This is a genomic window from Cupriavidus pauculus (assembly GCF_002858765.1).
GTDB classification, from domain to species: Bacteria; Pseudomonadota; Gammaproteobacteria; order Burkholderiales; family Burkholderiaceae; genus Cupriavidus; species Cupriavidus pauculus_B.
In genome coordinates this window covers 521,773-546,375 of sequence record NZ_PJRP01000002.1, presented here as the reverse complement: position 1 = coordinate 546,375, position 24,603 = coordinate 521,773, and the positions used below count along the sequence as shown (strand labels likewise).

23 protein-coding genes, 1 other RNA gene and 1 riboswitch are annotated in these 24,603 nt (G+C 65.8%); of the genes, 11 read left to right on the top strand and 13 right to left on the bottom strand.

What is annotated here, in order from left to right; genetic code table 11:
• Position 1: 1 nt before the first annotated feature.
• A riboswitch (cobalamin riboswitch) is annotated at positions 2 to 306 on the bottom strand.
• Positions 307 to 511: 205 nt separating this feature from the next.
• The 5 genes from CYJ10_RS07365 (at position 512) to CYJ10_RS07345 (ending at position 3,110) form a co-directional block, all read left to right on the top strand.
• Positions 512 to 835 carry a hypothetical protein gene (locus CYJ10_RS07365; protein WP_101680841.1) on the top strand — a complete coding sequence of 108 codons (324 nt, stop codon included), beginning with the start codon at positions 512 to 514 and terminating at the stop codon, positions 833 to 835.
• A complete protein-coding gene (locus CYJ10_RS07360) occupies positions 832 to 1,155 on the top strand; it encodes a cell division protein ZapA (RefSeq protein ID WP_101680840.1) in 324 nt (107 codons plus the stop codon). The genes CYJ10_RS07365 and CYJ10_RS07360 overlap by 4 nt, the downstream gene beginning before the upstream one ends.
• 328 nt (positions 1,156 to 1,483) lie before the next feature.
• Positions 1,484 to 1,702, top strand: a non-coding RNA gene (gene ssrS / locus CYJ10_RS07355) — 6S RNA.
• 77 nt (positions 1,703 to 1,779) lie between these two features.
• Complete coding sequence (locus tag CYJ10_RS07350; protein WP_101681062.1) at positions 1,780 to 2,253, top strand: EVE domain-containing protein; 474 nt, start codon at positions 1,780 to 1,782, stop codon at positions 2,251 to 2,253.
• A 158-nt stretch (positions 2,254 to 2,411) separates the two neighbouring features.
• Positions 2,412 to 3,110 carry an SIMPL domain-containing protein gene (locus tag CYJ10_RS07345; protein WP_101680839.1) on the top strand — a complete coding sequence of 233 codons (699 nt, stop codon included), beginning with the start codon at positions 2,412 to 2,414 and terminating at the stop codon, positions 3,108 to 3,110.
• A 95-nt stretch (positions 3,111 to 3,205) separates the two neighbouring features.
• Here the strand turns inward: CYJ10_RS07345 and CYJ10_RS07340 are convergent, their stop codons facing one another.
• The 5 genes from CYJ10_RS07340 to CYJ10_RS07320 form a co-directional block, all read right to left on the bottom strand.
• Complete coding sequence (locus CYJ10_RS07340) at positions 3,206 to 4,759, bottom strand: malonate--CoA ligase (RefSeq protein ID WP_101680838.1); 1,554 nt, start codon at positions 4,757 to 4,759, stop codon at positions 3,206 to 3,208.
• Between the two features lie 101 nt (positions 4,760 to 4,860).
• Positions 4,861 to 5,670: an enoyl-CoA hydratase/isomerase family protein gene (locus CYJ10_RS07335; protein ID WP_101680837.1), complete on the bottom strand. Its 810-nt coding sequence runs from the start codon at positions 5,668 to 5,670 to the stop codon at positions 4,861 to 4,863.
• Entirely contained in the window at positions 5,670 to 6,677 is a 1,008-nt protein-coding gene (locus CYJ10_RS07330) for a Bug family tripartite tricarboxylate transporter substrate binding protein (protein ID WP_101680836.1), read from the bottom strand. The genes CYJ10_RS07335 and CYJ10_RS07330 overlap by 1 nt, the downstream gene beginning before the upstream one ends.
• A 102-nt stretch (positions 6,678 to 6,779) precedes the next feature.
• The gene (locus CYJ10_RS07325; protein ID WP_101680835.1) at positions 6,780 to 8,213 is read right to left on the bottom strand and encodes a malonyl-CoA decarboxylase domain-containing protein; all 1,434 of its coding nucleotides are present in this window, start codon (positions 8,211 to 8,213) and stop codon (positions 6,780 to 6,782) included.
• Positions 8,214 to 8,266: 53 nt separating this feature from the next.
• Complete coding sequence (locus CYJ10_RS07320; protein ID WP_101680834.1) at positions 8,267 to 9,007, bottom strand: GntR family transcriptional regulator; 741 nt, start codon at positions 9,005 to 9,007, stop codon at positions 8,267 to 8,269.
• Between the two features lie 795 nt (positions 9,008 to 9,802).
• Here CYJ10_RS07320 and CYJ10_RS07315 point away from each other — a divergent pair.
• A complete protein-coding gene (locus tag CYJ10_RS07315; protein WP_101680833.1) occupies positions 9,803 to 10,876 on the top strand; it encodes a YjgN family protein in 1,074 nt (357 codons plus the stop codon).
• Positions 10,877 to 10,894: 18 nt separating this feature from the next.
• Entirely contained in the window at positions 10,895 to 11,944 is a 1,050-nt protein-coding gene (locus tag CYJ10_RS07310; protein WP_101680832.1) for a M48 family metallopeptidase, read from the top strand.
• Between the two features lie 65 nt (positions 11,945 to 12,009).
• Here CYJ10_RS07310 and lgt read toward each other — a convergent pair whose 3' ends face one another.
• The gene (gene lgt / locus CYJ10_RS07305; RefSeq protein ID WP_101680831.1) at positions 12,010 to 12,828 is read right to left on the bottom strand and encodes a prolipoprotein diacylglyceryl transferase; all 819 of its coding nucleotides are present in this window, start codon (positions 12,826 to 12,828) and stop codon (positions 12,010 to 12,012) included.
• A 55-nt stretch (positions 12,829 to 12,883) separates the two neighbouring features.
• The gene (locus tag CYJ10_RS07300; protein WP_101680830.1) at positions 12,884 to 13,828 is read right to left on the bottom strand and encodes a LysR family transcriptional regulator; all 945 of its coding nucleotides are present in this window, start codon (positions 13,826 to 13,828) and stop codon (positions 12,884 to 12,886) included.
• 160 nt (positions 13,829 to 13,988) lie between these two features.
• On the opposite strand from CYJ10_RS07300, the gene ilvD reads away from it, so the two are divergent.
• Positions 13,989 to 15,662: a dihydroxy-acid dehydratase gene (gene ilvD, locus CYJ10_RS07295; RefSeq protein WP_101680829.1), complete on the top strand. Its 1,674-nt coding sequence runs from the start codon at positions 13,989 to 13,991 to the stop codon at positions 15,660 to 15,662.
• A 168-nt stretch (positions 15,663 to 15,830) separates the two neighbouring features.
• Here the strand turns inward: ilvD and CYJ10_RS07290 are convergent, their stop codons facing one another.
• Genes CYJ10_RS07290 through CYJ10_RS07280 form a run of 3 tightly spaced genes read right to left on the bottom strand, consistent with a single transcriptional unit; the run spans position 15,831 to position 18,370 of the window.
• Positions 15,831 to 16,382 carry a hypothetical protein gene (locus CYJ10_RS07290; protein WP_101680828.1) on the bottom strand — a complete coding sequence of 184 codons (552 nt, stop codon included), beginning with the start codon at positions 16,380 to 16,382 and terminating at the stop codon, positions 15,831 to 15,833.
• Positions 16,379 to 16,813: a DNA polymerase III subunit chi gene (locus CYJ10_RS07285; protein WP_101680827.1), complete on the bottom strand. Its 435-nt coding sequence runs from the start codon at positions 16,811 to 16,813 to the stop codon at positions 16,379 to 16,381. The genes CYJ10_RS07290 and CYJ10_RS07285 overlap by 4 nt, the downstream gene beginning before the upstream one ends.
• 24 nt (positions 16,814 to 16,837) lie before the next feature.
• Positions 16,838 to 18,370 (bottom strand): leucyl aminopeptidase, encoded by a 1,533-nt coding sequence (locus tag CYJ10_RS07280; RefSeq protein WP_101680826.1) that lies wholly within the window; start codon positions 18,368 to 18,370, stop codon positions 16,838 to 16,840.
• 165 nt (positions 18,371 to 18,535) lie between these two features.
• On the opposite strand from CYJ10_RS07280, the gene lptF reads away from it, so the two are divergent.
• The 3 genes from lptF to CYJ10_RS07265 are packed head-to-tail and all read left to right on the top strand — an operon-like array spanning position 18,536 to position 21,275.
• Positions 18,536 to 19,675: an LPS export ABC transporter permease LptF gene (lptF, locus tag CYJ10_RS07275; RefSeq protein ID WP_101680825.1), complete on the top strand. Its 1,140-nt coding sequence runs from the start codon at positions 18,536 to 18,538 to the stop codon at positions 19,673 to 19,675.
• Positions 19,672 to 20,847 carry an LPS export ABC transporter permease LptG gene (gene lptG, locus CYJ10_RS07270; RefSeq protein ID WP_101680824.1) on the top strand — a complete coding sequence of 392 codons (1,176 nt, stop codon included), beginning with the start codon at positions 19,672 to 19,674 and terminating at the stop codon, positions 20,845 to 20,847. The genes lptF and lptG overlap by 4 nt, the downstream gene beginning before the upstream one ends.
• A gap of 2 nt (positions 20,848 to 20,849) precedes the next feature.
• On the top strand, positions 20,850 to 21,275 hold the full coding sequence (locus tag CYJ10_RS07265) for a sirohydrochlorin chelatase (protein ID WP_101680823.1): 426 nt from the start codon (positions 20,850 to 20,852) through the stop codon (positions 21,273 to 21,275).
• 84 nt (positions 21,276 to 21,359) lie between these two features.
• Here CYJ10_RS07265 and cobA read toward each other — a convergent pair whose 3' ends face one another.
• The 3 genes from cobA to cysD form a co-directional block, all read right to left on the bottom strand.
• A complete protein-coding gene (cobA, locus tag CYJ10_RS07260; protein WP_101680822.1) occupies positions 21,360 to 22,136 on the bottom strand; it encodes a uroporphyrinogen-III C-methyltransferase in 777 nt (258 codons plus the stop codon).
• A gap of 39 nt (positions 22,137 to 22,175) precedes the next feature.
• Positions 22,176 to 23,480: a sulfate adenylyltransferase subunit 1 gene (locus CYJ10_RS07255; RefSeq protein ID WP_101681061.1), complete on the bottom strand. Its 1,305-nt coding sequence runs from the start codon at positions 23,478 to 23,480 to the stop codon at positions 22,176 to 22,178.
• A gap of 141 nt (positions 23,481 to 23,621) precedes the next feature.
• Entirely contained in the window at positions 23,622 to 24,593 is a 972-nt protein-coding gene (cysD, locus tag CYJ10_RS07250) for a sulfate adenylyltransferase subunit CysD (RefSeq protein WP_101680821.1), read from the bottom strand.
• Between the last annotated feature and the right edge of the window lie 10 nt (positions 24,594 to 24,603).

The following is a 24,603-nucleotide window of genomic DNA, read 5'->3' as shown; positions in this document are numbered from 1 at the left end:
GGACGCCCGCGTTCTTCAGGCCGGTATCCGGGCTGACGACATCAGGCAGGCCGCCTTCCCGACCGGATCCCCGTTACCTCCGGCGAGTCCGTATCAGTGGCGCTTGGCCCGCCCTGCGAACGACACATGGCGTATTCGCGGTCGCTTACCGTTGCGGGGGCAGCACAGGTTGGCCTGCCCCGCTCGCGTCCAGCCTGGCCGATCGAGATCGTCCCGGACTGGCGGGCGGCACCCGGCTCCCTGTTTCCCGTTGAACTGCAGCCCCTGCGTAAGTAGGCCGCGAGCACCTGGAACGTGCGCGAGTGTAGGGAGTTTCAAAGTTGGCGTCAATGCGAGGGGTCAAGTTGCCGTTATCCGTGATTGACACGCGAAATCGCGCCGTTCGCCGCAGATCGGTGCAACTTCCGTGCGGCAGGCAAGTCTCACCGGGCGCGTTGACGGTCGCCCCCGTGCGTGCATCGGCTAGAATCCCGAAACCTGACCCTTACTCCTACCGGACACGACAGGCACTATGCTCAACGAACTCGAACAACTGGCCGCCAAGATCGGGCGCGTGCTGCATCATGCGGACACCCTGGCGGCGGAAAACCAGCGACTGCGCGCGGAGATCGACCGCCTGCAGGCCGAGGCGAGCACGTTGCGCGCGGACCGCGAAGCCATGGCGGCCGACCGCGAGCTGCTCAACATCAAGATCGAGGAAGCGCAGCTGCGCATCCAGTCCATCCTGGACAAGCTGCCCACCGCCAGCGATGCGCGCCAGCTCGACCTGCTGGGCGACGGTCAGTCCCGCGCCGCCTCGGAAGGTTCGCAGCAAGCCCCCGGAGAACACGCATGAGCAACAAGCAAGTGGAACTGAATATCGCCGGCCAGCCCTACCGTTTCGCGATCTCGCCGGAGAACGAGGCCGCGCTGCTCGAGGCCGTCGCGCTGGTGGACGACAAGATGAACAAACTCAAGGGCAGCGTGTCGGCCAAGGGCGTGGAACGCGTGGCCGTGATGGCGGCCATCAGCATTGCCTCGGACCTGCTGGCGATCCGCCGCAAGCAGGAAGAGGACGGCACCATTCCGGTCGACGCGGTGCGCGCACGGATTCGCGAACTGAACGAGCGCGCCGACGAGGCGCTGCGCCAGTACGCGCACGTGGGCACGCGCTGAGCCGCTGAAAAAACCCTGATGGCAACACTTGAATTGCGCGGTGGTGGCCAAACATGTCGTCCATGTGAAGCCGGTGCCGCGCACGGCCGCATGATGTGCATGGATATGCCGGTTGTTGTGGAAAATGTAACGCGTCGACGCATCCGGCTTGGTATCACTGACGACGCGGTGTATAGTGGAGCCACTGCGCGGCGAGACTGACCGACGCAGCAAGATGGTCGGGTTATCGGGCCTGGCCGCCGTTTCCATCCCATCCTAGTTTGAAACGGCAAACGTCTGACATCCCAAGCGTGTTGCACGCACAGGAACTCAAGTCAGACGTTTGACAGTTTCCCTGCCTGGTTCGTGAGGGTCATAAACTCCTTGAACCGATATGCATTGCATGGTGCGGGATCATGTCGTATGGGCGAGCGCGTTACCGCATTCATAGTCTTGGCTTCGGTCTGGACTCCCTGAGTGGGCGATGTACCCGAAATACGACTTCCGCAGCCACTCTGAACCTCACTTGGGTTCAGGATGCCGACCCAGCGGCCGAGGCGGGGACCCCCTTCAAGTGGTGAAGAGGCGGTGGTTTCAATGAACCACCGCCTTTTTCATTTCAACCTCCTGACCTGTCATAAGTCCATGGCCGACGAGCGCGCCCGCCAGTACTGGCTGATGAAGTCCGAACCGGACGAGGCCAGCATCGACGATCTGGCCCGTGAAGGTACGCTGCCATGGACCGGTGTGCGCAACTACCAGGCGCGCAACTTCATGCGCGACCAGATGCACATCGGCGACGGCGTGCTGTTCTATCACTCGTCATGCCCCGAGCCCGGCATTGCCGGGCTGGCCGAGGTCAGCTCGCAGCCCTACCCCGATCCCACACAGTTCGACCCGAAGAGCGACTACTACGACGGCGCGTCGAAGAAGGAAGAGCCGCGCTGGTCGCTGGTAGATGTGCGCTTCGTCAAGAAGAGCGCGCTGATCCCGCTGCCGGCGCTGCGCGAGCATGACTCGCTGGCGGACATGGTCGTGCTGCGCAAAGGCAACCGGCTGTCGATCACGCCGGTGACGCCGGCCGAATGGCGCTTCATCACCGGAAAGCTGATGAAGTAGCTTCTGCGATCTCAGCCTTTCTGATCGCACCGCATCTTTTTTTCACCTGCCTTAACCCCGATCCGGCCGTCCGTTCGTTAGAGCCTTCATGCAGGGCCCGCATGGAACGAAATGCGTGGCTTCGCATCTGATTGCCATCACATTGATCGGAGAACAATATGAAGAAATTGCTGGTCGCCTCGCTGCTGGGCACTGCCGCTGCCGTTGCCACGGCCCAGACCGTTGCCGTGCCGTCGCCTTCGGGCGTGCTGTCGCTGTCCGCCGAGGCGGTGACCGAAGTGCCGACCGACGTGGTGACGCTGGTCCTGGCCGCCGAGCAGGAAGGTCCGGAGCCCTCCGCCATTTCCAACGCGCTGTCGTCGCGCACGCAGGCAGCACTGGCACAGGCCAAGCGCGTGTCGGGCGTGGAAGCACAGTCCGGCGGCTTCACGATTCACCCCAATACCGACCGCAACGGCAAGATCAGCACGTGGCGCGGCCGTTCGGAGATCGTCCTCAAGTCGAAGGACTTTGCCGCGGTGTCAAAGCTGGCCGGCGAACTGGCCAACCAGATGCAGGTGCAGAACGTCGGTTTCTCGCTGTCGCGCGAAGCCCGCCGGGCAGCCGAGCAGAAGCTGGCCGACCAGGCCGTGGCCGCGTTCCGCGATAAGGCCCAGGCCACCACTAAGCTGTTTGGCTACAGCGGCTTCACGATCCGCGAAGTCTCGGTGAATGAATCGGGCGGTGTGATGCCGCCGGTGCCGCGCATGTACGCGGCCAAGGCCATGTCGTCCGATGCCGGCGCGCCGATTCCGGTGGAAGGCGGCAAGACCCAGGTGACCGTGTCGGTCAACGGGTCGGTGCAGATGGTGAAGTAAGCGCGCCCCAGGGCGCCTCGCCGCCCACATCTCCTCCGCAGCAAAAAGCCCCGCCCCATGCAATGGAAGCGGGGCTTTTTTTCGGGTGCCTCCGATTACAGCGCCGCGAACTGCTGGCGCAGCACGTTCTTCTGCACCTTGCCCATCGTGTTGCGTGGCAGTTCGTCCACCAAATGCACGCGCTTGGGCACCTTGAAGTTGGCGATGCGGCCCTTGAGCGTACCGATCATGCCGGCCTCGTCGAGGTCCGCGCCGGGCTTGCGCACCACCACGGCCACCACGGCCTCGCCAAAATCGGCATGGGGCACGCCGATCACGGCCGACTCCACCACACCGGGCATCTCGTCGATAAAGCTCTCGATTTCCTTCGGGTAGACGTTGTAGCCGCCCGAGATGATCAGGTCCTTGCTCCGACCAACGATGGTCAGGTAGTTGTCCGGCACCTTGCGCTCGCCGGCCTGGCTGACGATGGCGCCCCCGTAACGGCCCACGTCGCCGGTCTTGAACCAGCCGTCGGCGGTGAATTCCTCGGCGGTCTTCTCCGGCATGCGCCAGTAGCCCTTGAACACGTTGGGGCCCTGGACCTCGACGTTGCCGATCACGCCCGGCTGGCACGGGTTGCCCTCGCCATCCATCACGCGCACCGACACACCCGGCAGCGGCATGCCCACGGTGCCGCCGATACGGTCGCCCAGCGCCGTGTCGTACGGATTCGAGACCAGCATCACGGTCTCGCTCATGCCGTAGCGCTCCAGGATCGTGTGGCCGGTGTGCTCGCGGAAGGCGTCGAACGTCTCCAGCAGCAGCGGCGCGGATCCCGACACGAACAGGCGCATGTTCTTGCAGAGTTCCTTGTCGAAGCGCGACTCCTGCACCATGCGCACATAGTAGGTCGGCACGCCCATCATCACCGTGCAACGCGGGATGAATTTCAGGATCTGGCCCATGTCGAGCTTGGGCGCCCAGATCATCTTGGCGCCAGCCAGCAGCGCGCCATGCGACGCCACGAACAGGCCGTGGACGTGGAAGATCGGCAGCATGTGCAACAGCACGTCGTCGCTGCGCCAACCCCAGTATTCATGCAGCGTCAGCGCATTCGATGCCAGGTTGCGATGCGTCAGCATCGCGCCCTTGCTGCGGCCGGTGGTGCCCGACGTGTACAGGATGGCCGCCAGGTCGTCGTCCGCGCGCGGTACGGTCTCGAACGTGTCCGGCTGTGCCGCCGCGCGTTGCAGCAGCGACCCGGTACGGTTCTCGTCCAGCGTGAACACGTGCGCCGTGTTGTGCGCGAAGGCCACCTTCGACACCCAGCCAAAGTTGCTGCTGCTGCAAACCACCACCGCCGGCTCCGCGTTGCCGACGAAATAGTCGATTTCGGCCTCCTGGTACGCGGTGTTCAGCGGCAGGTACACATAGCCCGCCCGCAGCGTGGCCAGGTACAGGAACAGCGCCTCCGGCGACTTTTCCACCTGCACGGCCACGCGCGCGCCGGCCGGCAGCTTCAGCGCGGTCAGCAGGTTGGCGAGCTTGGCCGTGGCGCGATCGAGGTCGTCCCACGTGTAATACAGGCCGTCATGCGTCTCGATGCAGCAGGCGCTGCGGTCGGCGGGAAAACGGGACTCGAACAGGGCGAACAGATTGGCGTTCATGGTACAGAGCAAAAGGGAATGGCATGCCCGGGGAAATGGCGACCAAAGCTGGCGAGCAAAGCGCCTGGGCAGCCGGCCATGATAGCCGGCCGGCCGACATATTACTCCCCGGTGAAATCCGGAGGCCGGTGCGCCAGGAAGGCGGCCACGCCCTCGGCGTGGTCGCGGCTGCCGGCGTAGGCAAAGTGGGCGTCCAGCTCCGCGGCGGTCAGCGGTGCAGGCGCCGGCGACAGGCGACGGATGGTCGCCTTGTTGATGCGCGCGGCCAGCGGCGCACCCGCACAGAGGCGCTGTAGCGTGGCGGCCACCTCGTCGTGCAGGGCGGCCTCGGGCACCACGCGCGTCAGCAGCCCCTTGGAGGCCGCCTCGGCGGCGTCGAACACGCGGCCTTCCAGCAGGATTTCCAGCGTCACGGCACGCCCTGCCAGGGCCAGCAGGCCCTGCAGTTCGCCGGGCGCCATCGGAAACCCCAGCCGGTTGATCGGCACGCCGAAGCGGCTGCCCGCCGCAGCGACGCGCAGGTCACAGTTGCACGCGATTTCCAGCCCGCCACCCACGCAGACACCCTCGATAGCGGCCAGCGTCGGCAGTGGACATTCGGCGATGGCCCGCAGGGCCGGGGCGATGATTGCCGTGTGATAGCGGCGCACCGCGGCTTCGTCGCCCCGCACTGCGGGAAATTCGGCGATGTCGGCGCCGGCTGCAAAGTTGCCGTCAGCGCCACGCACGACCACGCAGCGCGGCGGACGCGCGGCCGGGTCGGCCGCGTTGGCCACCTCGGCAGACAGCGCGTCAAACCCGGTGGCCAGCGCCTGCCACATACCGACCGAGATCGCGTTGAGCTTGCCCGGATGCGACAGCGTGACCGTGACCACCTGGCCGTCGCGCGCGAACGTAACCGTGCCGCCCATCAGTCGATCTTCGCGCCCGAGCGCTGCACCACCTCGGCCCAGCGCTTAATCTCGGTACGCTGGAACTGCGCGAACTGCTCCTGCGTGAACTGCGGGATTTCCGAACCGTTCTGCAGCCAGATCGCCTTCATCTCGGGGCTGTTCAGCGCCTTGGTGGTCTCGGCGTAGAGCTTGTCGACGATCTCCTTCGGGGTGCCCTTGGGCGCCCACAGCGCGTACCAGGTGGACACCTCGTAGTTGGGCACGCCCGCCTCGGCCGCCGTCGGCACGTTCGGGAACGCCGCCGAGCGCGTCTTCGACGCCACGGCCAGGGCCTTGATGCGGCCAGCGCGAATATGTTGCGCCGATGAGCCAAGGCCGTCGAACATCAGGTCGACCTGGCCCGCGATCAGGTCGGACAGCGCCGGGCCGGCACCCTTGTAGGGTACGTGGGCCAGGTCGGTCTGCGTCTGCAGCTTGAACAGTTCGCCGGCCAGATGGTGCGCCGAGCCGTTGCCTGCCGATGCATAGTTGAGCTGCCCAGGATGCGCCTTGGCATAGGCGATCAGGTCCTTCAACGAATTGGCCTGCACCTTCGACGGATTCACCACGATCACCTGCGGCGGCTGCGCGATCACCGTGATCGGCACGAAATCCTTCTCGATGTCGTAGTCGAGCTTCTTGTAGAACGACGGCGCGATGGCGTGGTGCGCGCCACCGATGAAGACCGTGTAGCCGTCCGGCGCAGCCTTGGCCGCCAGGCTGGCGCCTACCGTGCCGCCGGCACCGCCGCGGTTGTCGATCACGAACTGCTTGCCCAGCTGCTTGGAAAGCTGCGCGGTCAACGGACGCGCGAACGCGTCGGTGCCACCGCCGGCCGGGAACGGCACGATCACGGTGACGGGCTTGTTCGGCCACGGATCCGCGGCCTGCGCGGCCGGTGCATAAAGGCTCACCCCGGCGCCGGCTACCATGCCGGCGATTGCAAAGACGCGTGCGAACGCGGTCAGTTTGCGCTGACGACTCATGTACTGTCTCCTCTCTCTACTTACTGCGTGGAAAGTCAATCGAAGTACTGCCTACTGCTACCCGACAAGAAACCTGCCTGGCGTCCGTGCCCGACCCGAGGGCTACAGCAGCTTGGCCACCGCGCGGCTGACGCGGGGATTGCCATCGCCAAGGCGAGCCAGATTGTCATCCAGCGCCTCGGGCACGTAAAGATAATTCACCATCACCCCGCACGACTGCGCGCGGCCTTTTCGCGACAGGTCGGCGCCCCAGTTCACGCGCTCGACACATGCCCCGTTACCCAAATGGAAGCGCGCCACCGGATCGGCCGGCACGCCTTTGCCACCTTCGCGGACCAGGTAGTGCGCCACCAGCGTCAGCGCCGTGTCGCGGATCACCGGGTCCTGCGCGTCGGCCGGCAGCGCGCCAAACCATGCCGCACCGTCGGCCGGCACGTCGCCGTGGCGTTCGTGCCAGCGCGACAGCCGCTTGTCACCCAGGATGCGTGCAACCGACTCGCCGTCCTGCTTACGCAGCCAGTCGGCAAAGCCGGGAATGGGCGACAGCGTGGCGAACTGCTTGAGCTTGGGGAATTCGCGCTGCAGTTCCTCGATCACGCGCTTGAGTAGGAAATTGCCGAAGCTGACGCCGCGCAGGCCCGTCTGCGTGTTCGAGATCGAATAGAAGATGGCCCATTTCACGCGGCGCAGGTCTTCCAGCGGCGCGGCCTCGTCCAGCAGCGTCTGGACGTTGGCGGCCATCTCCGGCACGAACGCCACTTCCACGAAGATCAGCGGCTCGCGCGGAATGCGCGGATGGAAGAACGCATAGCAACGGCGGTCGGAATCGAGCCGGTTGCGCAGGTCGTTCCACGACGAGATTTCGTGCACGGCCTCGTAGCGGATCAGCTTTTCGAGCAGCGACGCCGGCGAATCCCAGGTAATTGGTTGCAGTTCGAGCAGACCCACGTCGAACCAGTTCGAGAACAGCGCCTCCAGATCTTCGTCCAGCGCGCGCAGGCCGGGAATGCGCTTCTGCCAGCGCAGCATGTCCGAACGCAACTGGATCAGGAAATGCAGGCCGCAGGCGCTGTCGCCGCGCTTGCCATGCTGTGCGGCGAAGCGCTTGAAGAAGCGGATGCGCGCGTTCGAGAGCGCCTGCGACAGCCCGGATGCTGCGCTGCCCGCCGATCCGCTACCGGCCGCGCCGCCCGGTGCATCGCGCCCGGCCGCCACATCGGCCAGCACGCCGAGCATGGCCTGACGCAGCGGCTCGGCCGCCGCCTGGTATTCGTCCTGCCAGGCCAGGGCGGCGGCGTTGGCGGCGCCGTCGGTCAGCCGGGCCTCGAAGCACTGGCGCAACTGCTCGCGCTGGCGCTTGACCGCGCGCGTGGACAGCGTCTGCTGCGCCGCGTCCGGTGCGGCGGGCCTGGCCGCGTCGTCGCCCTTGCGGTTCCACCATCGGCCAAAGCGCGAGAACAGCGAGTCGCTGACAGGATCGCTGGCATCGAGCGGAGCACTGACTTTCTGTTGGTCGGCGGGATCGAGGGCAGTCATGGTCGTGTCCTGCGAGGTCGGTGGATGATGGGGTCGCGCGGATCGATCGGGCGTCAGCCTTGTCCGGCCAGCCGCAGATGGGCGGCCGGCGCGGCAGTGCCGGGGCCGGGGTTGGTGCCCGGGTTGGCGCCTTCCACGGCTTCTTGCTCGGCCGCGTCGAGCATGCGCAACGCGCCGCGCTGACGCAGCACGTGGGTCTTCATCAACGCTTCGGCGCCTTCGGAGTCATGGGCCTTCAACGCCGAGAACACCGACAGGTGTTCGGCACACGACTCGTGAATGCGCCCGGGCAGCCGCAGGCTCTTGTGGCGCGACAGGCGCAGCACCTTGCGCAGGTCGCTGACCACGCCCGACAGCCAGCGATTGCCGGCCAGCCGCTGGATCGCCTCATGGATCTGGTAGTTGGTCTCGTAGTAGGCATCGATATCGCCGGCCTGCGCGTAGCGCGCCAGGTCGGCATGCAGGCCTTCGAGCGAAGCAAGGTCGGTCTGCGTGGCATTGCGCGCGGCTTCGTAGGCGCAGCGCCCTTCCAGCAGTGCCATCAGCGGAAAGATGTCGTCCAGGTCCTGCTCGGTCAGCGCGTTGACGAAGCAGCCGCGCCGTGGCTCCAGCCGGACCAGCCCTTCGGCGGCCAGCACCTTCAGCGCCTCGCGCAACGGCGTGCGCGACGTGCCCAGCGACGCCGCCAGCGCCACCTCGTCGATCCAAGCACCGGGCATCAGCGTGCGATCGTCGATCATCGCCCGCAGCCGGTCTGCCACCTCGAGGTACAGCGCCTGCCTGACGATACGCATCGTGCCTCCTGCCTGCCTGGGATATGACGGGGAAACCACAAGGGGAATTGCATGCCGGTGCGGCGCGCCGGAGAGGCGATTAAGCCGCAATAATTCATAATTATGGATTGCGCCGGACGCTGCAAGTGGTTTCGATGCTGCGGGGCAGCAAGCGTGGCAGATCGGAAACTCAGGGAAATCGAGAGGTGCGGCGGGCAATCCTCCTGCCTCCCTGCAGGAAGATTGCCCGCGCGTGAAAGAACCGCTGTGGGTCTTTTTTCATGGGCGCCTGGCGAGATGTGCCGGACGCTTGCGGGTCAGATTTCCTTTGCTGGCGCTGGCCCCGCGCCTGCCCCGTTGAAGCACTCGTCGTGGAGTGCGGATTTTCCCGTGCCTTTTCCCGTTCGGCTTTTTGTCGTTGCCGCGGCGCCGGCGCATCGTCGTGCGCACCCTCCCCTCTGGCGCCGTGTTGGGCAGTGTTTGGCTGCCCCGACCGATCTTGTAACAGGCTTAATAGCGAGGACCGTGCCACCACACCTAAGTTATTGATTTTATTGAGGCGGACGAAAGGCAACTTGTGACAGAGGCCTGAGCATGTAACAGGATGTTTCTTTGTCGTTACGACCTCAGTTACCCTGCGCGTTGTATCTGACGCGATCCATGGGGGCATTTGTGGCCCCAACGGTACGCCACAGTACGCTGCGGTGCGAGAATGTGTTGGTCAGCGCACGAAACCCACGCGCCAACTGGTTGCAAACCTGAAACAAGCGCTCACCGAGAAAAAAGCGCCCTGTAACAACTGGAGAGGTCGATTCAATGAACTGGGAAGATCAAGGCGGGCTCCAGCCCGACGCCGTCGCGCCGAAGAGCCATGTGCCGCGCCACCTGAAATTCGTATTCACCGGATCGGGATCCGAGTATTTCCGCATCTGGATCGTCAACACGCTGCTCACCATTGTCACCCTGGGCTTCTATTCCGCCTGGGCCAAGGTGCGCACGCTGCAATACTTCTATCGCAGCACCCAACTGGACGGGGCCACGTTCGACTATCACGGCAACGCGAAAGCGATCCTCAAGGGACGTGGCATCGTATTCGGCCTGTTCGCGGTGTACCAGCTCGTGCTTGAACTCTCGCCGGCGTTGGGCGCGGTGCTGGCGCTGGCCCTGGCCGTGGTGTTCCCCCTGCTGCTGGTGCGGTCGCTGCGCTTCCGGATGGCCAATTCCAGCTACCGTGGCCTGCGCTTCGCATTCACGGGCACCGACCGCGACGGCTACAAGGTGTTCCTGCTGTGGCCCTTGCTGGCCGGCCTGACGCTGTGGCTGCTGGGGCCGATGGCCCACCAGCGCCTGAAGCGCTACCAGCACAACAACACGCGCTTTGGCACCGCACCGTTCGCCTTCGACGGTACGGCCGGCGCGTTCTACCGCGTCTACCTGGTGACGGCCGGCGTGGTGCTGCTGTTCCTGGTAGCGGGCGGCCTCGCGGGGGGTGCGCTGGCAGCCGCGGCGGGTGGCAAGGCAGCGTTCGTGCTCGTGGGGATACTGATGGCGCTGGCGATGTATGCCGGCTTCCTGCTGATCGGCCCGTTCTTCCAGGCCAGGCTGCAGAACGCCGTGTGGAACCACACGACCCTGGCGCCGCATCACTTCCGCAGCGACGTCAAGGCTCGCACCCTGTTCCTGATCTCGCTCACGAACCTAATGCTCACGGCGCTGACGTTGGGGCTGTTCTATCCGTTCGCGCGCGTGCGCTCGGTACGCTATCGCGTGGAATCGATGACGATGGTGGCCGTGGGTCAGCTCGATGCCTTCGTGGCCGGCGAAAAGCAGCAAGTGGGTGCGCTGGGCGATGCCGCGGCCGACTGGTACGACATCGACATCGCGCTGTAAGGGAAGGAGCGGGTCACCATGGTAGCCGCGCATTACTTTGATGGCCGCACGTCGCGCGCCCATCCGGTCGAGTTGTATGTCCGGGACGGCCAGGCCGTGCTGCAGGATGCCGGCGGCGACGAACTGCGCCACGCGCCACTGGCATCGTTGCGCGTTTCCGAACGCATCCGGCGCGGCCCGCGCCTGGTGACGTTCGACGACGGGGCCTACTGCGAGATCACCGACCACGCCGGCTTTGACGCGATGCTGGCCGCCACCGGCCATCAGGAAGGCTGGGTGTCCCGCGCACAGAACAGCTGGCGCCTGGTCGGGCTGTCGATGCTGGGACTGGTGCTGTTCGTGGTGATCTCGTATTTCTACCTACTGCCGTGGACCGCGGTTCTGGTTGCACGCACGATACCGGCGTCGCTGGAAGCCCAGCTGGGCCGCACCACGCTCGACAGCCTGGACCGGGGCATCGTCAAACCCAGTACGCTGCCCGCCGCCGAGCAGCAACGCATCCGCGACAATTTCGCCGCGCTGCGCCGACCCGCCGATCCTGGCCACGACTACCAGATCCTGTTCCGCCATGGCGGCGGCATCGGTGCCAATGCGCTGGCGCTGCCGGGCGGCACCATCGTCGTGACCGACGAACTGGTGAAGCTGCTGGGCACCGGCCCGGCCATGATGGGCGTGCTGGCGCACGAGGCCAGCCACGTCACGCAACGCCACGGGCTGCAGCAGGTGTTCCAGGCGTCGGCCGTGGGTGCGTTGACCGCGTACTTCCTGGGCGACGTGTCGTCGCTGCTGGCCACGGTGCCCACGGCGATGCTGGCCATGCGCTACTCGCGCGATCACGAGCGCGAGGCCGATGCGTTTGCGGTGGAGGTGCTGCGGGAAAACCGGCTGCCGCCGTCGGCGCTGGCCGATGCACTCCAGCAACTGGAGGATGCCCACGGTGCGCGCCGCAAGCGGTCTGACCGGGCCAATCGGGACAGCAAGGAGGCGGAGAAGGACGAGGAGGATGGATTCTTCTCGACCCATCCACTGACCAAAGAACGGATCGACGCGATCCGGAACGCGCGGTAATACGCTGGTGTCGTGCGCCCCCCTCCCGCGCGCGGGAGAGGGGCGGCAACCAGTGGCAGTCCAGATTACCGCGCCGCGCCGGCCGTGGCGCCGTTGGCCTGGCGACGATACGCCCACACCACCATCAGCACGCCGATCAGGATCATCGGCAGGCTCAGCCACTGGCCCATCGACAGCTTCAGCGCCAGCAGGCCCAGGAAGCTGTCGGGCTCGCGCGTGAACTCGGCCAGGAAGCGGAACGTGCCATAGCCGATCAGGAACACGCCAGACACCGCGCCCATCGGCCGCGGCTTGCGCGCGAACAGCCACAGGATGATGAACAGCGTCACGCCTTCGCCGGCAAACTGGTACAGCTGCGACGGATGACGCGGAATGTTGTCGCCGGCCTGCGGGAAGATCATGCCCCACGGCAGGTCGGTGGCACGCCCCCACAGTTCGCCATTGATGAAGTTGCCGATGCGGCCCGCGGCCAGCCCGCACGGAATCAGCGGCGCGATGAAGTCGGTCACTTCCATCCAGTGGCGGCGCCGCACCTTGGCAAACACCCACATCGCCACCAGCACGCCCAGGAACCCGCCGTGGAAAGCCATGCCGCCTTCCCATACCTTGAAGATTTCCAGCGGGTGGGTCAGGTAGTAGCTCGGCTTGTAGAACAGCACATAGCCCAGCCGGCCGCCCAGGATCACACCCAGTACGCCATAGAACAGCATGTCGTCCAGGTCGCGCGACACCCAGCCGCGCGCCGCGATATGGGGCTGCTTGATACGCAAGCGGCCAAACCACAGGAACATGATGAAGCCGGCCAGGTACATCAGGCCGTACCAGCGGATGGCCAGCGGCCCCAGATGGATGGCAACCGGATCGAATTGCGGATGAACGAGCATGGGGTAACGGGAGAGTAGCTGTAAGTTTCGGTCGCGCGGCGTGCTGCGCGATGTTCTAAGTATTTATGCCATGGTCTTGCGTCAGCCCGATGGCGCCGGCCAGCCCGGTGGCGATGTCGATGAACGACCGCAGTACCGGCGCCATCCCGGCCGCGCCCTCGCGCCAGGCCAGACCGGTTTCGATCTCCGGGCCGGCGTCGAGCAAGGTCAGGTAGGACACCCCCGTGCGCCGCAAGTTGCGCAGCGACGCGGGCACCAGCGCCACGCCCATGCCGGCCGAGACCAGGCTCACGATCGTCTGCATCTGGATCGCCTCCTGGGCAATCACCGGCGTCAGGCCGTCGCGCGCATAGTAGCCCGTAATGATGTCATAAAACGCTGGCGCACTTCGGCGCGGGAAGATGACCAGCGGCTCGCGTGCGGCATCGCGCAGCGCTACCGCCTGCGGCACCGTGGCGCTGCCGGCGGGCCGCCATCCGTCTGGCACGGCCAGCACCAGCGGCTCGCGCACCAGGGGCAGGTACGACAAGCCATGCGGCATCACGGGCAGTTGCGGGCGGATGACCAGCCCGGCGTCGATCGTGCCCTCGGCCAGCGCTTCGAGCTGGATATCGCTGGTGGCCTCGCGCAGTTGCAGCTGCACGTCCGGGTGCCGGGCGCGGAAATGGCGCAGCAGGTCGGGCAGGATGCCGTAGTCGGCGGTACTGACGAAGGCCAGCGCCAGCGACCCCACCTCGCCCCGCGCCAGCCGCTGCGCCAGCCCCGGCAGCGCCGCGGCGTCGGCCAGTACGCGCCGCACCTCGGGCAGCCACTGCTGGCCTGCAGGCGTCAGCATCACAGACCGCCGCGTGCGCACGAACAACTGCACGCCGATCTCTTCTTCCAGCGCCTGGATCTGTTGCGACAGTGGCGGCTGGGTCATGGCCAGGCGCCGGGCCGCCCGCCCGAAATGCAGCTCTTCGGCCACGGTGACGAAGTAACGCAGTTGGCGCAGATCCAAAGGGCCAGCCCCCCGATTGATATGTTTTTCGACCTAATAACGGACGAATAATATATTTGACACGCTAAAACGCCAAGCGCATGCTTTCCGGCACAACACCACAACACGGCTGGCGCAGCGGCGCATCGCGCCTGGGCCGGCATCCCCCCGGAGAGACTTCATGGCTTTCAACAAACGCTCCCAGCACATCACGCAAGGCGTGGCGCGCTCCCCCAACCGCTCGATGTACTACGCGCTCGGCTACAAGAAGGAAGACTTCGACAAGCCGATGGTGGGCATTGCCAATGGCCATTCGACGATTACCCCGTGCAACGCCGGCCTGCAGCGGCTGGCCGATGCCGCCGTGGATGCCGTGCGCGCATCGGGCGCCAATCCGCAGATCTTTGGCACGCCGACGATCTCCGATGGCATGTCGATGGGCACCGAAGGCATGAAGTACTCGCTGATCTCGCGCGAAGTGATCGCTGACTGTATCGAGACCGCGGCCCAGGGCCAGTGGATGGACGGGGTGGTCGTGATCGGCGGCTGCGACAAGAACATGCCGGGCGGAATGATCGCGCTGGCGCGCACCAACGTGCCGGGCATCTACGTCTACGGCGGCACCATCAAGCCGGGCAACTGGAAGGGCAAGGACCTGACCATCGTGTCGTCGTTCGAGGCCGTGGGCGAATTCACCGCCGGCCGCATGAGCGAGGAAGACTTCGAGGGCGTGGAAAAAAACGCCTGTCCGAGCACCGGCTCGTGCGGCGGCATGTACACGGCCAACACCATGAGTTCGTCGTTCGAGGCGCTGGGCATGTCGCTGCTGTATTCGTCGACCATGGCCAACCCGGACCAGGAAAAGGTCGACAGCGCCGCCGAATCGGCCCGTGTGCTGGTGGAGGCGGTCAAGAAGGACATCAAGCCGCGCGACATCATCACGCGCAAGTCCATCGAGAATGCCGTCACGCTGATCATGGCCACGGGCGGGTCCACCAACGCCGTGCTGCACTACCTGGCCATTGCCCACTCGGCCGAAGTGGAATGGACGATCGACGATTTCGAGCGTATCCGCCGCCGCGTGCCGGTGATCTGCAACCTGAAGCCGTCGGGCGACTACGTGGCCACCGACCTGCATCGCGCCGGCGGCATTCCGCAGGTCATGAAGCTCCTGCTGAACGCGGGCCTGCTGCATGGCGACTGCCTGACCATCACGGGCCGCACGCTGGCCGAGGAACTGGAGCACGTGGCCGACCAGCCGCGCGCCGACCAGGACGTGATCATGCCGCTCGACCGCGCGCTCTACAAGCAAGGCCACCTGGCTATCCTGAAGGGCAACCTGGCCGAGGAAGGCGCCGTGGCCAAGATCACCGGGCTCAAGAACCCGGTGATCACCGGCCCGGCGCGCGTGTTCGAGGACGAGCAGAGCGCGATGGAAGCCATCCTGGCAGACAAGATCAATGCCGGCGACATCCTCGTGCTGCGCTACCTGGGCCCCAAGGGCGGCCCGGGCATGCCGGAAATGCTGGCACCCACTTCGGCCATCATCGGCAAGGGGCTGGGTGAATCGGTGGGATTTATTACCGACGGCCGCTTTTCGGGCGGTACCTGGGGCATGGTAGTGGGCCACGTGGCACCGGAAGCCCACGTTGGCGGCACCATCGCGCTGGTGCACGAAGGCGATTCGATCACCATCGATGCCCACCAGCTGGTGCTGCAACTGAACGTGCCGGACGACGAACTGGCGAAACGGCGTGCCGCGTGGAAGCAGCCGGCGCCGCGCTATACCCGTGGGGTACTGGCGAAATTCGCGAAACTGGCATCGACGGCCAGCAAGGGAGCGGTGACGGATTGAGGTTGAAGTACTACTGACCTGCTCGCCTCTTCCGCATGGCGGGAGAGGCGTTGGGGGAGAGGGCGTCGAGGTGCAGCTTGCCGATCCGGCGCAATTTGATCCCCCGGGCCCTCTCCCCCGCCCCTCCTCCATAGATGGAAGAGGGGCGGAAACAATGCCAAGTTGGCGTCAAACCCCGCCCGGGTCCCTTTCGATCTCTTCCAGCGTGGCGTCAAGCCACTCCACCAGCCGCGCTTCCAGCGCCTGCGTCAGTTCGCTGGCCAGTTGGGCGGTCAGCGGGGCCAGGCGCGACTGCAGCGTGGCCTCGGTATGCGCCTCCACCACCTGCGGCCATTCGGTGCGGAAGCGCATCATCACGCGCGTCAGCAGCTCGGTACGCACGGCGCGCAGATCGTCCTCGCCAGGCAGGAACGCCGCAGCGTCCACCATCGGCGGCTGCGTGTCGGCGGCGGTGGCAGCATCGGCCAGCGAATCGGTGTCGCCAACCGCCGTCACCACGCCCGAATCGGGCATGTCGGCGGTATCGAAGACCGTGGCGCCGTGGCGCGCGGGCAATGGCTGCGCCAGCGGCTGGTCCTGTGGCTGGTCCACTGACTGTTCCAGCGGCTGCGTAGGCGCCTCGAACGCCGCGTCGGGCAATTCGACGATTTCGGTCAGCAGCGGCACGCTGTCATTGGGCCCCAGCCGCGGAATGACCCGCGATGTCGTGCGTTCGCTCATGCCGATTCTCCTTTGGCCTGCCCGATGTCATGGTGCGTGAGCGGATACCCGCGCTCGCGATAGAAACGAAAGCGCTCGCGGCCTGCGTCGCGGGCGTCGGGGCTGGCGCCCACGACCTCGATCAGCCGCTCGAAGCTGGCAAACTGCGCCGGGGCTTCCGGCGCGATGTTCACCAACAACTGGTGGTGCGGCACAGATTCCAGCGTGGCCGCCAGGATGATCGGCGTCACCGCCGCATTGGGGCTGTCCAGCCCGCAATGCGGCAGGAAGTCGAGCGGCGAGAACGACCACAGCCGCGCGTCAAGCTGCGCCAGCTGCTGCGGGGCGCCAAATACCACCACCTTCTGCCCTGCCCCATAGGCCTTGCGGACCAGGCGGCAGACGTAGGCCAGCGTATCCGGCACGTTGCTGTGGAAGTCGATGCGCGTCATCCTGTGCTGCCTTCGATTGGCCGGTTACCCGGCACGGTCCATCAGGAACTGCGTCAGCAGCGGCACCGGGCGGCCGGTAGCCCCCTTGGCCGCGCCGCTCTTCCAGGCAGTGCCGGCGATATCCAGGTGGGCCCAGTCGTACTTCTCGGTGTAGCGCGCCAGGAAGCACGCCGCCGTGACGCTGCCCGCCGGACGGCCGCCGATATTGGCCATGTCGGCAAAGTTCGACTTGAGCTGGTCCTGGTAGTCATCGTCCAGCGGCAGGCGCCAGGCGGTGTCCATGGCCTTGCGGCCGGCGTCCAGCAGCTGGTCGGCCAGCGCGTCGCTGCGCGCGTACAGGCCGCTGTTCACATGGCCCAGCGCGATGATGCAGGCGCCGGTCAGGGTGGCCACGTCGACCACGGCGGCCGGCTTGAAGCGTTCCACATAGGTCAGCGCGTCGCACAGGATCAGGCGGCCTTCGGCGTCCGTGTTCAGGATCTCGATGGTCTGGCCCGACATGCTGACCACCACGTCGCCCGGCTTGGTGGCGTTGCCAGCGGGCATGTTCTCGCAGGTGGGCACCACGGCGATCACGTTCAGCTTCAGGCCCATTTCGGCCACGGCCTGGATGGTGCCCAGCACCGACGCGGCGCCGCACATGTCGTACTTCATCTCGTCCATGCCCTCGCCCGGCTTCAGCGAGATGCCGCCGGTGTCGAACGTGATGCCCTTGCCCACCAGCACCACCGGAGCGGCCTTGGCGCTGGCGCCGTCGTAACGCAGCACGATGAACTGCGGCGGCTCCACGCTGCCCTTGGTCACGGCCAGGAAGGCGCCCATGTTCAGCGCCTCGATCTGCTTGCGGCCCAGGATCTCCACCTTCAGCTTGTGCCGCTTGGCGATACCGCGGGCGGTGTTGGCCAGATAGGTCGGCGTGCAGATGTTCGACGGCAGGTTGCCCAGGTCGCGCGTCAGTTCCATGCCGTTGGCAATGGCCGTACCGCGCACCACGGCCTGGGTGGCCGTCTTGGCGTCGGCGGCGTCCACGGCCAGCACGATCTTGCGCAGCGTGGGCTTGTCGGCCGCGCCGGCGGCCTTGACCGGGCGCTTGAGTTCGGGATGGCGCTCCAGCAGGCGGTAGCCGGCTTCACGCACGATGCTGATCGTCGTGATCGCGGCCCAGGTCACGTCGCGTCGCGACGGCACCTGCTGTGCCAGGCACCAGAGTGCCGATGCGGCACGCGTGCCGCCCAGCGCACGCATGGCCGTGCGAACGGCTTCGGCAAAGGCCTTGTCGGTAAACTCGACTTCCTTGCCCAGGCCCACCAGCAGCACGCGGGCGGCGCCGATGCCGGCCACTTCGTGCAGCATCAGATGGGTGCCGCGCTTGCCTTCAAAGTCGCCCTGCTTGACCAGGCGTGCCACCAGCCCCTTGGTGGCCACGTCCAGCGCCTTGCCAACCCCGGCAAGGTTCTGGCCCTCGAACAGGCCTACCACCAGGCAGTCGGTCTTGGTGGCCAGAAAACCATTTTGGCCGGCTTTGCTCAGATCCAGGGCTTTTGTGCTAAATTCCATCGCGCTTCCTTCCAGGGGCTCGTCGAAAAGAAAGCCCCCATTATCCGCGATTTTCATCCGCGATCTGCCGCCGCCGATCCTGCAAGCTGACAGCCCGCGGTCCTGCCAGTCCCTCGGCCCCCTGCATATCGCCCGCTCCGGCCGGAAGCCGGAAGCGATTGGTGCATGATTTTTCAACAAGCCCTGCGACGCGAGCTTGCCTACACCGCCGGGGCGGTGTTCCTGGTGATGCTGACGTTCATGCTGACGTCGCTCGTGATCCGCATCCTGGGGATGGCCGCCAATGGCAAGGCCAGCCCCAACGACGTGCTGATGCTGATCGGCCTGGCCACCATTGGCTACCTGTCGATCCTGCTGTCGGCCACGCTGTTCATCTCGACCCTCATCGTCCTGACCCGCTGGTACAAGGATTCCGAGATGGTGGTGTGGTTCTCGGCCGGCATCTCGCTGCGCGACCTGGTCAAACCGGTGCTGCAGTTCGCCACGCCCTTCTTCATCATGGCGCTGCTGCTGGGCATGTTCGCCTGGCCCTGGGCCAACCAGCAGAGCGCGCTGTTCCGCGACCGCTTTCAGCAACGTGGCGTGCTGTCGATGATCGCTTCCGGGCGCTTCATCGAGCCTGCCAATGGCAATTACGTGCTGTTCATCGAGGGCATCGACGCCGACATGAAGCACGCGCGTAACGTCTTTGTTGCCAATTCGGAGGCCGGCAAGATCGGGGTGGCACTGTCGCACCAGGGCCAGTTCGAGACCCAGCCCAACGGCGACCGTCTGGTGGTCATGGAGCATGGCCGCCGCTACGCCGGCATCCCGGGCCAGCTTAACTATCGGATCATCGAATTCGATAAATACGCCGTAAGGGTCGACAACAAGCCGCCCGAGACCGAAGCCGACCAGCCGACCAAGAGCCGGGACACGATCGACCTGCTGCGCAATCCCACGCGTGAAAACCTGGGCGAGCTGCTGTGGCGCGTGTCGCTGCCGATTCTGGCCTTCAATTTCGTGATGATCGCCATCCCGCTGGCCTATGTGAACCCGCGTCTGGGTCGCTACACGCCGCTGGTGTTCGCCGTGCTGATCTACCTGACCTACAGCAACCTGATCAACCTGGCCCAGGCCTGGGTGCGCTCGGGCGCGCTCTCGTTCTGGACAGCGCTGATCCCGATCCACCTGATCGTGTTCCTGTGTGCGCTGCTGATGTTCCGCTACCGTGCGAACCGCAGCCTGGGCGGATGGCGGGCAGTGTTCGGGCTGCACCGGCTCAAAAAGCCGGCGAGTGGCGCGAATGGCGGGGGCAAGGCATGAGGATTCTGGCCGTCTATGAGCGCTACTTCGCGCGGCTGATCTACGGCGTCTTCGCGTTCATCCTGTTCGCGGTGCTGGCGCTGTTCATCTTCTTCGACATGCTCAGCGAGCTGGAGGGCGTCCAGGGCAACTACACGTCGCTGGTGGCGTTCTTCCACGTCATGCTGCAGGCACCCACGCGCGTCTACGAGGTGCTGCCGATTGCCGTGCTGATCAGCGCGATCTACGTGTTTTCGCAGCTGGCCAGCCAGTCCGAGTTCACGATCTTCCGCGTGGCGGGCCTGAATACGCGCCAGGCATTGTTCTCGCTGTTCAAGCTGGCCGTGCCGCTGGCGGTGGTCACCTTCATCTTTGGCGAGTTCATCGGCCCGGCGGCAGAGCAATACGCGCAAAAGATCAAGCTGGAGGCGATTGGCGCCACGGTGTCGTCCGGCTTCCGGTCGGGGGTCTGGGTCAAGGATCGCGACCGCGACGCCGCAAGCGGCGGTGAGATCACTCGTTTCGTCAACGTCCAGGGCCTGAAGGCGGACCAGTCGATCAGCGGCATCACGATCTACGAGTTCGACAAGGACTACCGCCTGCGCGTGATCCGCGTGGCCAAGGAAGGCCGCTACCAGGGCGGGCAGCAGTGGCAACTCAACGACGTCAACGAGACCCGTTTTGCCGAACTGCGCGATGCGCCGGCCGCCCAGGCGGGCCAGCCACCCGCCAGGCGCGACGCGCTGGCGCCGGACTTCCGCGCCGAGCAGGCCCTGTTCCCGAACATGGTGATGCATTCCGAACTGACCCCGCAGATACTGTCGGTGCTGCTGGTCACGCCGGAGCGGATGTCGACGCTGGACCTGTTCCGCTATATCCGCCACCTGCGTGACAACAAGCAGGACACGCAGCGCTACGAGATCGCGTTCTGGAAGAAGGTGGTCTATCCGCTGACGCTGTTCGTGATGGTGGCGCTGGCCCTGCCGTTCGCCTACCTGCACGCGCGGGCCGGCGCGGTGGGCGTGAAGGTCTTCGGCGGCATCATGCTGGGCCTGTCGTTCCACCTGGCCAACACGCTGTTCTCGCACGTGGGCCTGCTCCATACCTGGCCGCCGATTGTCTCGGCGCTGGTGCCCGGCACGCTGTACCTGACCATCGCGCTGACGTCGTTGCGCTGGGTGGATCGGCACTGACGATGGTCGCGACGAATCCAGCCGCATCGAAGCCGGCCATCATCCTGTTTGGCCACGGCGCCCGCGACTCGCGCTGGCGCGAGCCGTTCGACCGGCTGCACACCCGGCTGTCGGCGCTGCTGCCCGGTTGCGCGGTACGGCTGGCCTTTCTGGAATTGATGGCGCCGTCGCTGGCGGATGCCATCGACGACCTGGCCGGAACTGGCGTGGACACGATGACCGTGGTGCCGGTGTTCTTCGGCCAGGGCGGCCATCTGCGGCGCGATTTTCCGGTGCTGATCGAGGAATGCCGAACCAGGCATCCGGGCATACAGATCCAGGCGGCCACGGCCGTGGGCGAGATCGACAGCGTGCTGGATGCCATCGCGGCCTATTGCGCGCTGGCCGTCTCCTCTGGCATATCGGCGGCACCATCCGGCAGCGATTGACGGCTGCCGAAGCCCCACAGCAAGCCCAAAAGCAAAAAGGCCAGGAATCACTTCCTGGCCTTTTTGCTATCTGCTAGTTACCCCTCACGCCGCCCGTTCGCCCTCTGCCTGTTCTTCGACAGGTTCGGTTGCGCGGGTTCCCAACGCCTCGCCAATCATCAGCAGGCTTGGCTGCACTGGATCCATCCAGCGCGCCGCCTCGCCCGCCGCCATCTGACGCAACGTGAACTGCCGGCTGCGCTGGTTTGGCGTGGTGGCCGCCTCCACCACCCAAGCGGGGGTGGAGGCCGGCTTGCCGCACGCCATCAGTTGCGCGGCAATATTGGCCGCCTGGTCGCGGCCCATGTAGTAGACGATGGTATCGGCCTTGACGTCCGCCTCGACGTCCACGGCATCGGCCGCCTTGGCCTGCGTGGCAAACGCCACGCTGCGCGACACGCCCCGCTTGGTCAGCGGCCGCGCAATGGCGCTGGCAGCCGCCAGGGCAGCGGTAATGCCCGGCACCACCTCGTATGCGATGCCGGCCGCTTCCAGCGCCTGCAGTTCCTCGTCGGCGCGGCCGAACAGCATCGGATCACCGCCCTTGAGCCGCACCACCCGCTCGTACTTGTTGGCCAGGTCGACGATCTGGCGGTTGATGAACAGCTGCGCGGTCGACCGCTGGCCGCAGCGCTTGCCCACCTCGATCAGCTCGGCCTGGGGACACCAGGCCAGCATCTCGCGCGACACCAGCGCGTCGTGCAGCACGACCTGGGCTTCGCCCAACAGCCGTGCGCCACGCACCGTAATGAGGTCGGCCGCACCGGGGCCTGCACCAATCAGGTACACCTTGCCGATCGACGTTGCCTTCTGCGCGTTCATCTTTGCCACCGTTATGCAATCTGTCCAGCGTGGACGATATCAGGCATACGCACGGATCATGCCCGCCGCCACCGTATGGTTGGTGGCTTCGTCGATCAGCACGAAGGCGCCCGTGGCAGGGTTGTCGCCGTAGGTGTCGCAGACGATCGGCTTCTGCAGCGAGATCTGCACCGAACCGATGTCGTTCAGGTTGATCTCGTGGCGGCCGGTCTCGTGCGACAGCGTATGCACGTCCAGCACACGATCCACCGCCGACACGCGCGCGAACACGCTGGCCGTGGTGTGCTTGAGCACGTACTTGCGCGACGGGTTCAGCGAATCGTCGTCGAACCAGCACAGGTCAGCGGTCAGCTTCTTGGCCGATGCGGCCGTGGCGTCGGCGGCGACGAACATGTCACCGCGCGATACATCCACGTCTTCCAACAGGCGCACGGTCACCGTATCGCCGGCATTGGCGGCGTCGGCCGAACCGTTCGGCGTCAGCACCTCCGCCACCACGGCTTCGCGGTTGGCCGGCAGCACGCGCAGCTTCTGGCCCACGCGCACCGTACCCGCTTCCACGCGGCCGGCGTAGCCACGGAAATCGTCGGCGGCGGAACCGTCCTGGCGCACCACCAGCTGCACCGGGAAGCGCAGCGCGGCATCGCCTTCGGGGGCCACGTCTTCCACCGGCAGGGCTTCCAGCAGCGGCAGCAGCGGCTCGCCCTGGTACCAGGGCATGGCGTCGCTGGCATGCACGATGTTGTCGCCGCGCAGCGCCGACACCGGCACGTACGTCACGTCCTTCAGGCCCAGCTGCGCGGCCAGCTCGGTGTACGCGGTGCGGATCTCGTTGAAGCGCTGCTCGCTGTATTCGACCAGGTCCATCTTGTTGATGGCCACGATCACGTGCTGCAGTTCCAGCAGCTTCAGGATCGCCGAATGGCGCTTGGTCTGGGCCAGCAGTTCGGCACGGCCGTTGGTGACCGTGACGCGCGTGGCGTCCACCAGCACGATGGCGGCGTGGGCGGTCGAGGCACCCGTGACCATGTTGCGCGTGTACTGCTCGTGGCCCGGCGTATCGGCGATGATGAACTTGCGGCGCGCCGTCGAGAAGTAGCGGTACGCCACGTCGATCGTGATGCCCTGCTCGCGCTCGGCTTCCAGGCCGTCGGTCAGCAGCGAGAAGTCGATCTGCTCGCCGGCGGTGCGCTTGTTCTTGGCGTTGGCCAGCGCGGTCAGCTGGTCGGACAGTACGGCCTTGCTGTCGAACAGCAGGCGGCCGATCAGCGTGCTCTTGCCGTCATCGACGGAACCCGCGGTGATGAAACGCAGCAGGCCTTGGTGTTGGGATTGGTGAGACATTTGAAAGTCCATTTTCTTTCGCCTCGCGCCGCTTGCTCCGGCGCATAGACGGGATACAGCGCTAGGCGCGCGAGGGCGACGTGTACATGGGTACACGAGCACTCGCGCAACGATGCGATGTGCCCGTATATGCGTCCGGTGTCAGAAATAGCCTTCTTTCTTCCGGCGTTCCATTGACGCTTCGCTCGTCTGGTCGTCCATGCGCGTGGCGCCGCGCTCGGTGATCTCGGTCACCGCGGTCTCGGCGATGATCTCCACCGGCGATGCCGCAACGCTGGCCACCGGGCAGGTGCAGCTGATGTCGCCCACGGTACGGAAGCGGACCGACAGCACTTCGCTGACATCGCCATCCTGCTTCGGCGTGATCGGCGTCACCGGCACCAGCAGGCCGTTCTTGCGCACCACTTCGCGCTGGTGCGCGTAGTAGATCGGCGGCAGGGCCAGGTTTTCGCGGGCGATGTACTGCCACACGTCGAGTTCCGTCCAGTTCGAGATCGGGAACACGCGCATCTGCTCGCCCTGCGCCATGCGGGCGTTGTACAGGCTCCACAGTTCCGGGCGCTGGGCCTTCGGGTCCCACTGGCCGAATTCGTCGCGGAACGAGAAGATGCGCTCCTTGGCGCGGGCCTTCTCTTCGTCGCGGCGGGCACCGCCCATCAGCGCGTCGAACTTGTGCGCCTCGATGGTTTCCAGCAGCGTCACGGCCTGCGCGGCGTTGCGCGAATCGGTTTCCTTGCGCAGACGCACGGTGCCGCGCTTGATCGAATCTTCCACATGGCCCACCACCAGGCGCGCGCCCAGCTCAGCCACGCGCTGGTCGCGGAACGCGATCACTTCCGGGTAGTTGTGGCCGGTGTCGATGTGCACCAGCGGAAACGGCAGCTCCACCTTGCGGTCGCCCAGGCGGAAGGCCTTCAGCGCCAGGTGCAGCATGACGATCGAATCCTTGCCGCCCGAGAACAGCAGCGCCGGGTTGTGGCACTCGGCCACCACCTCGCGGATGATGTAGATCGACTCGGCTTCGAGCCGGTCGAGGTGGTCGTTCTGGACCTGCAGCAGGTGTTCCACGTTGGCGGCCACGCCTGCGTCTGCGATGTCGTTCATGATGCCCATGTCGTTCTGG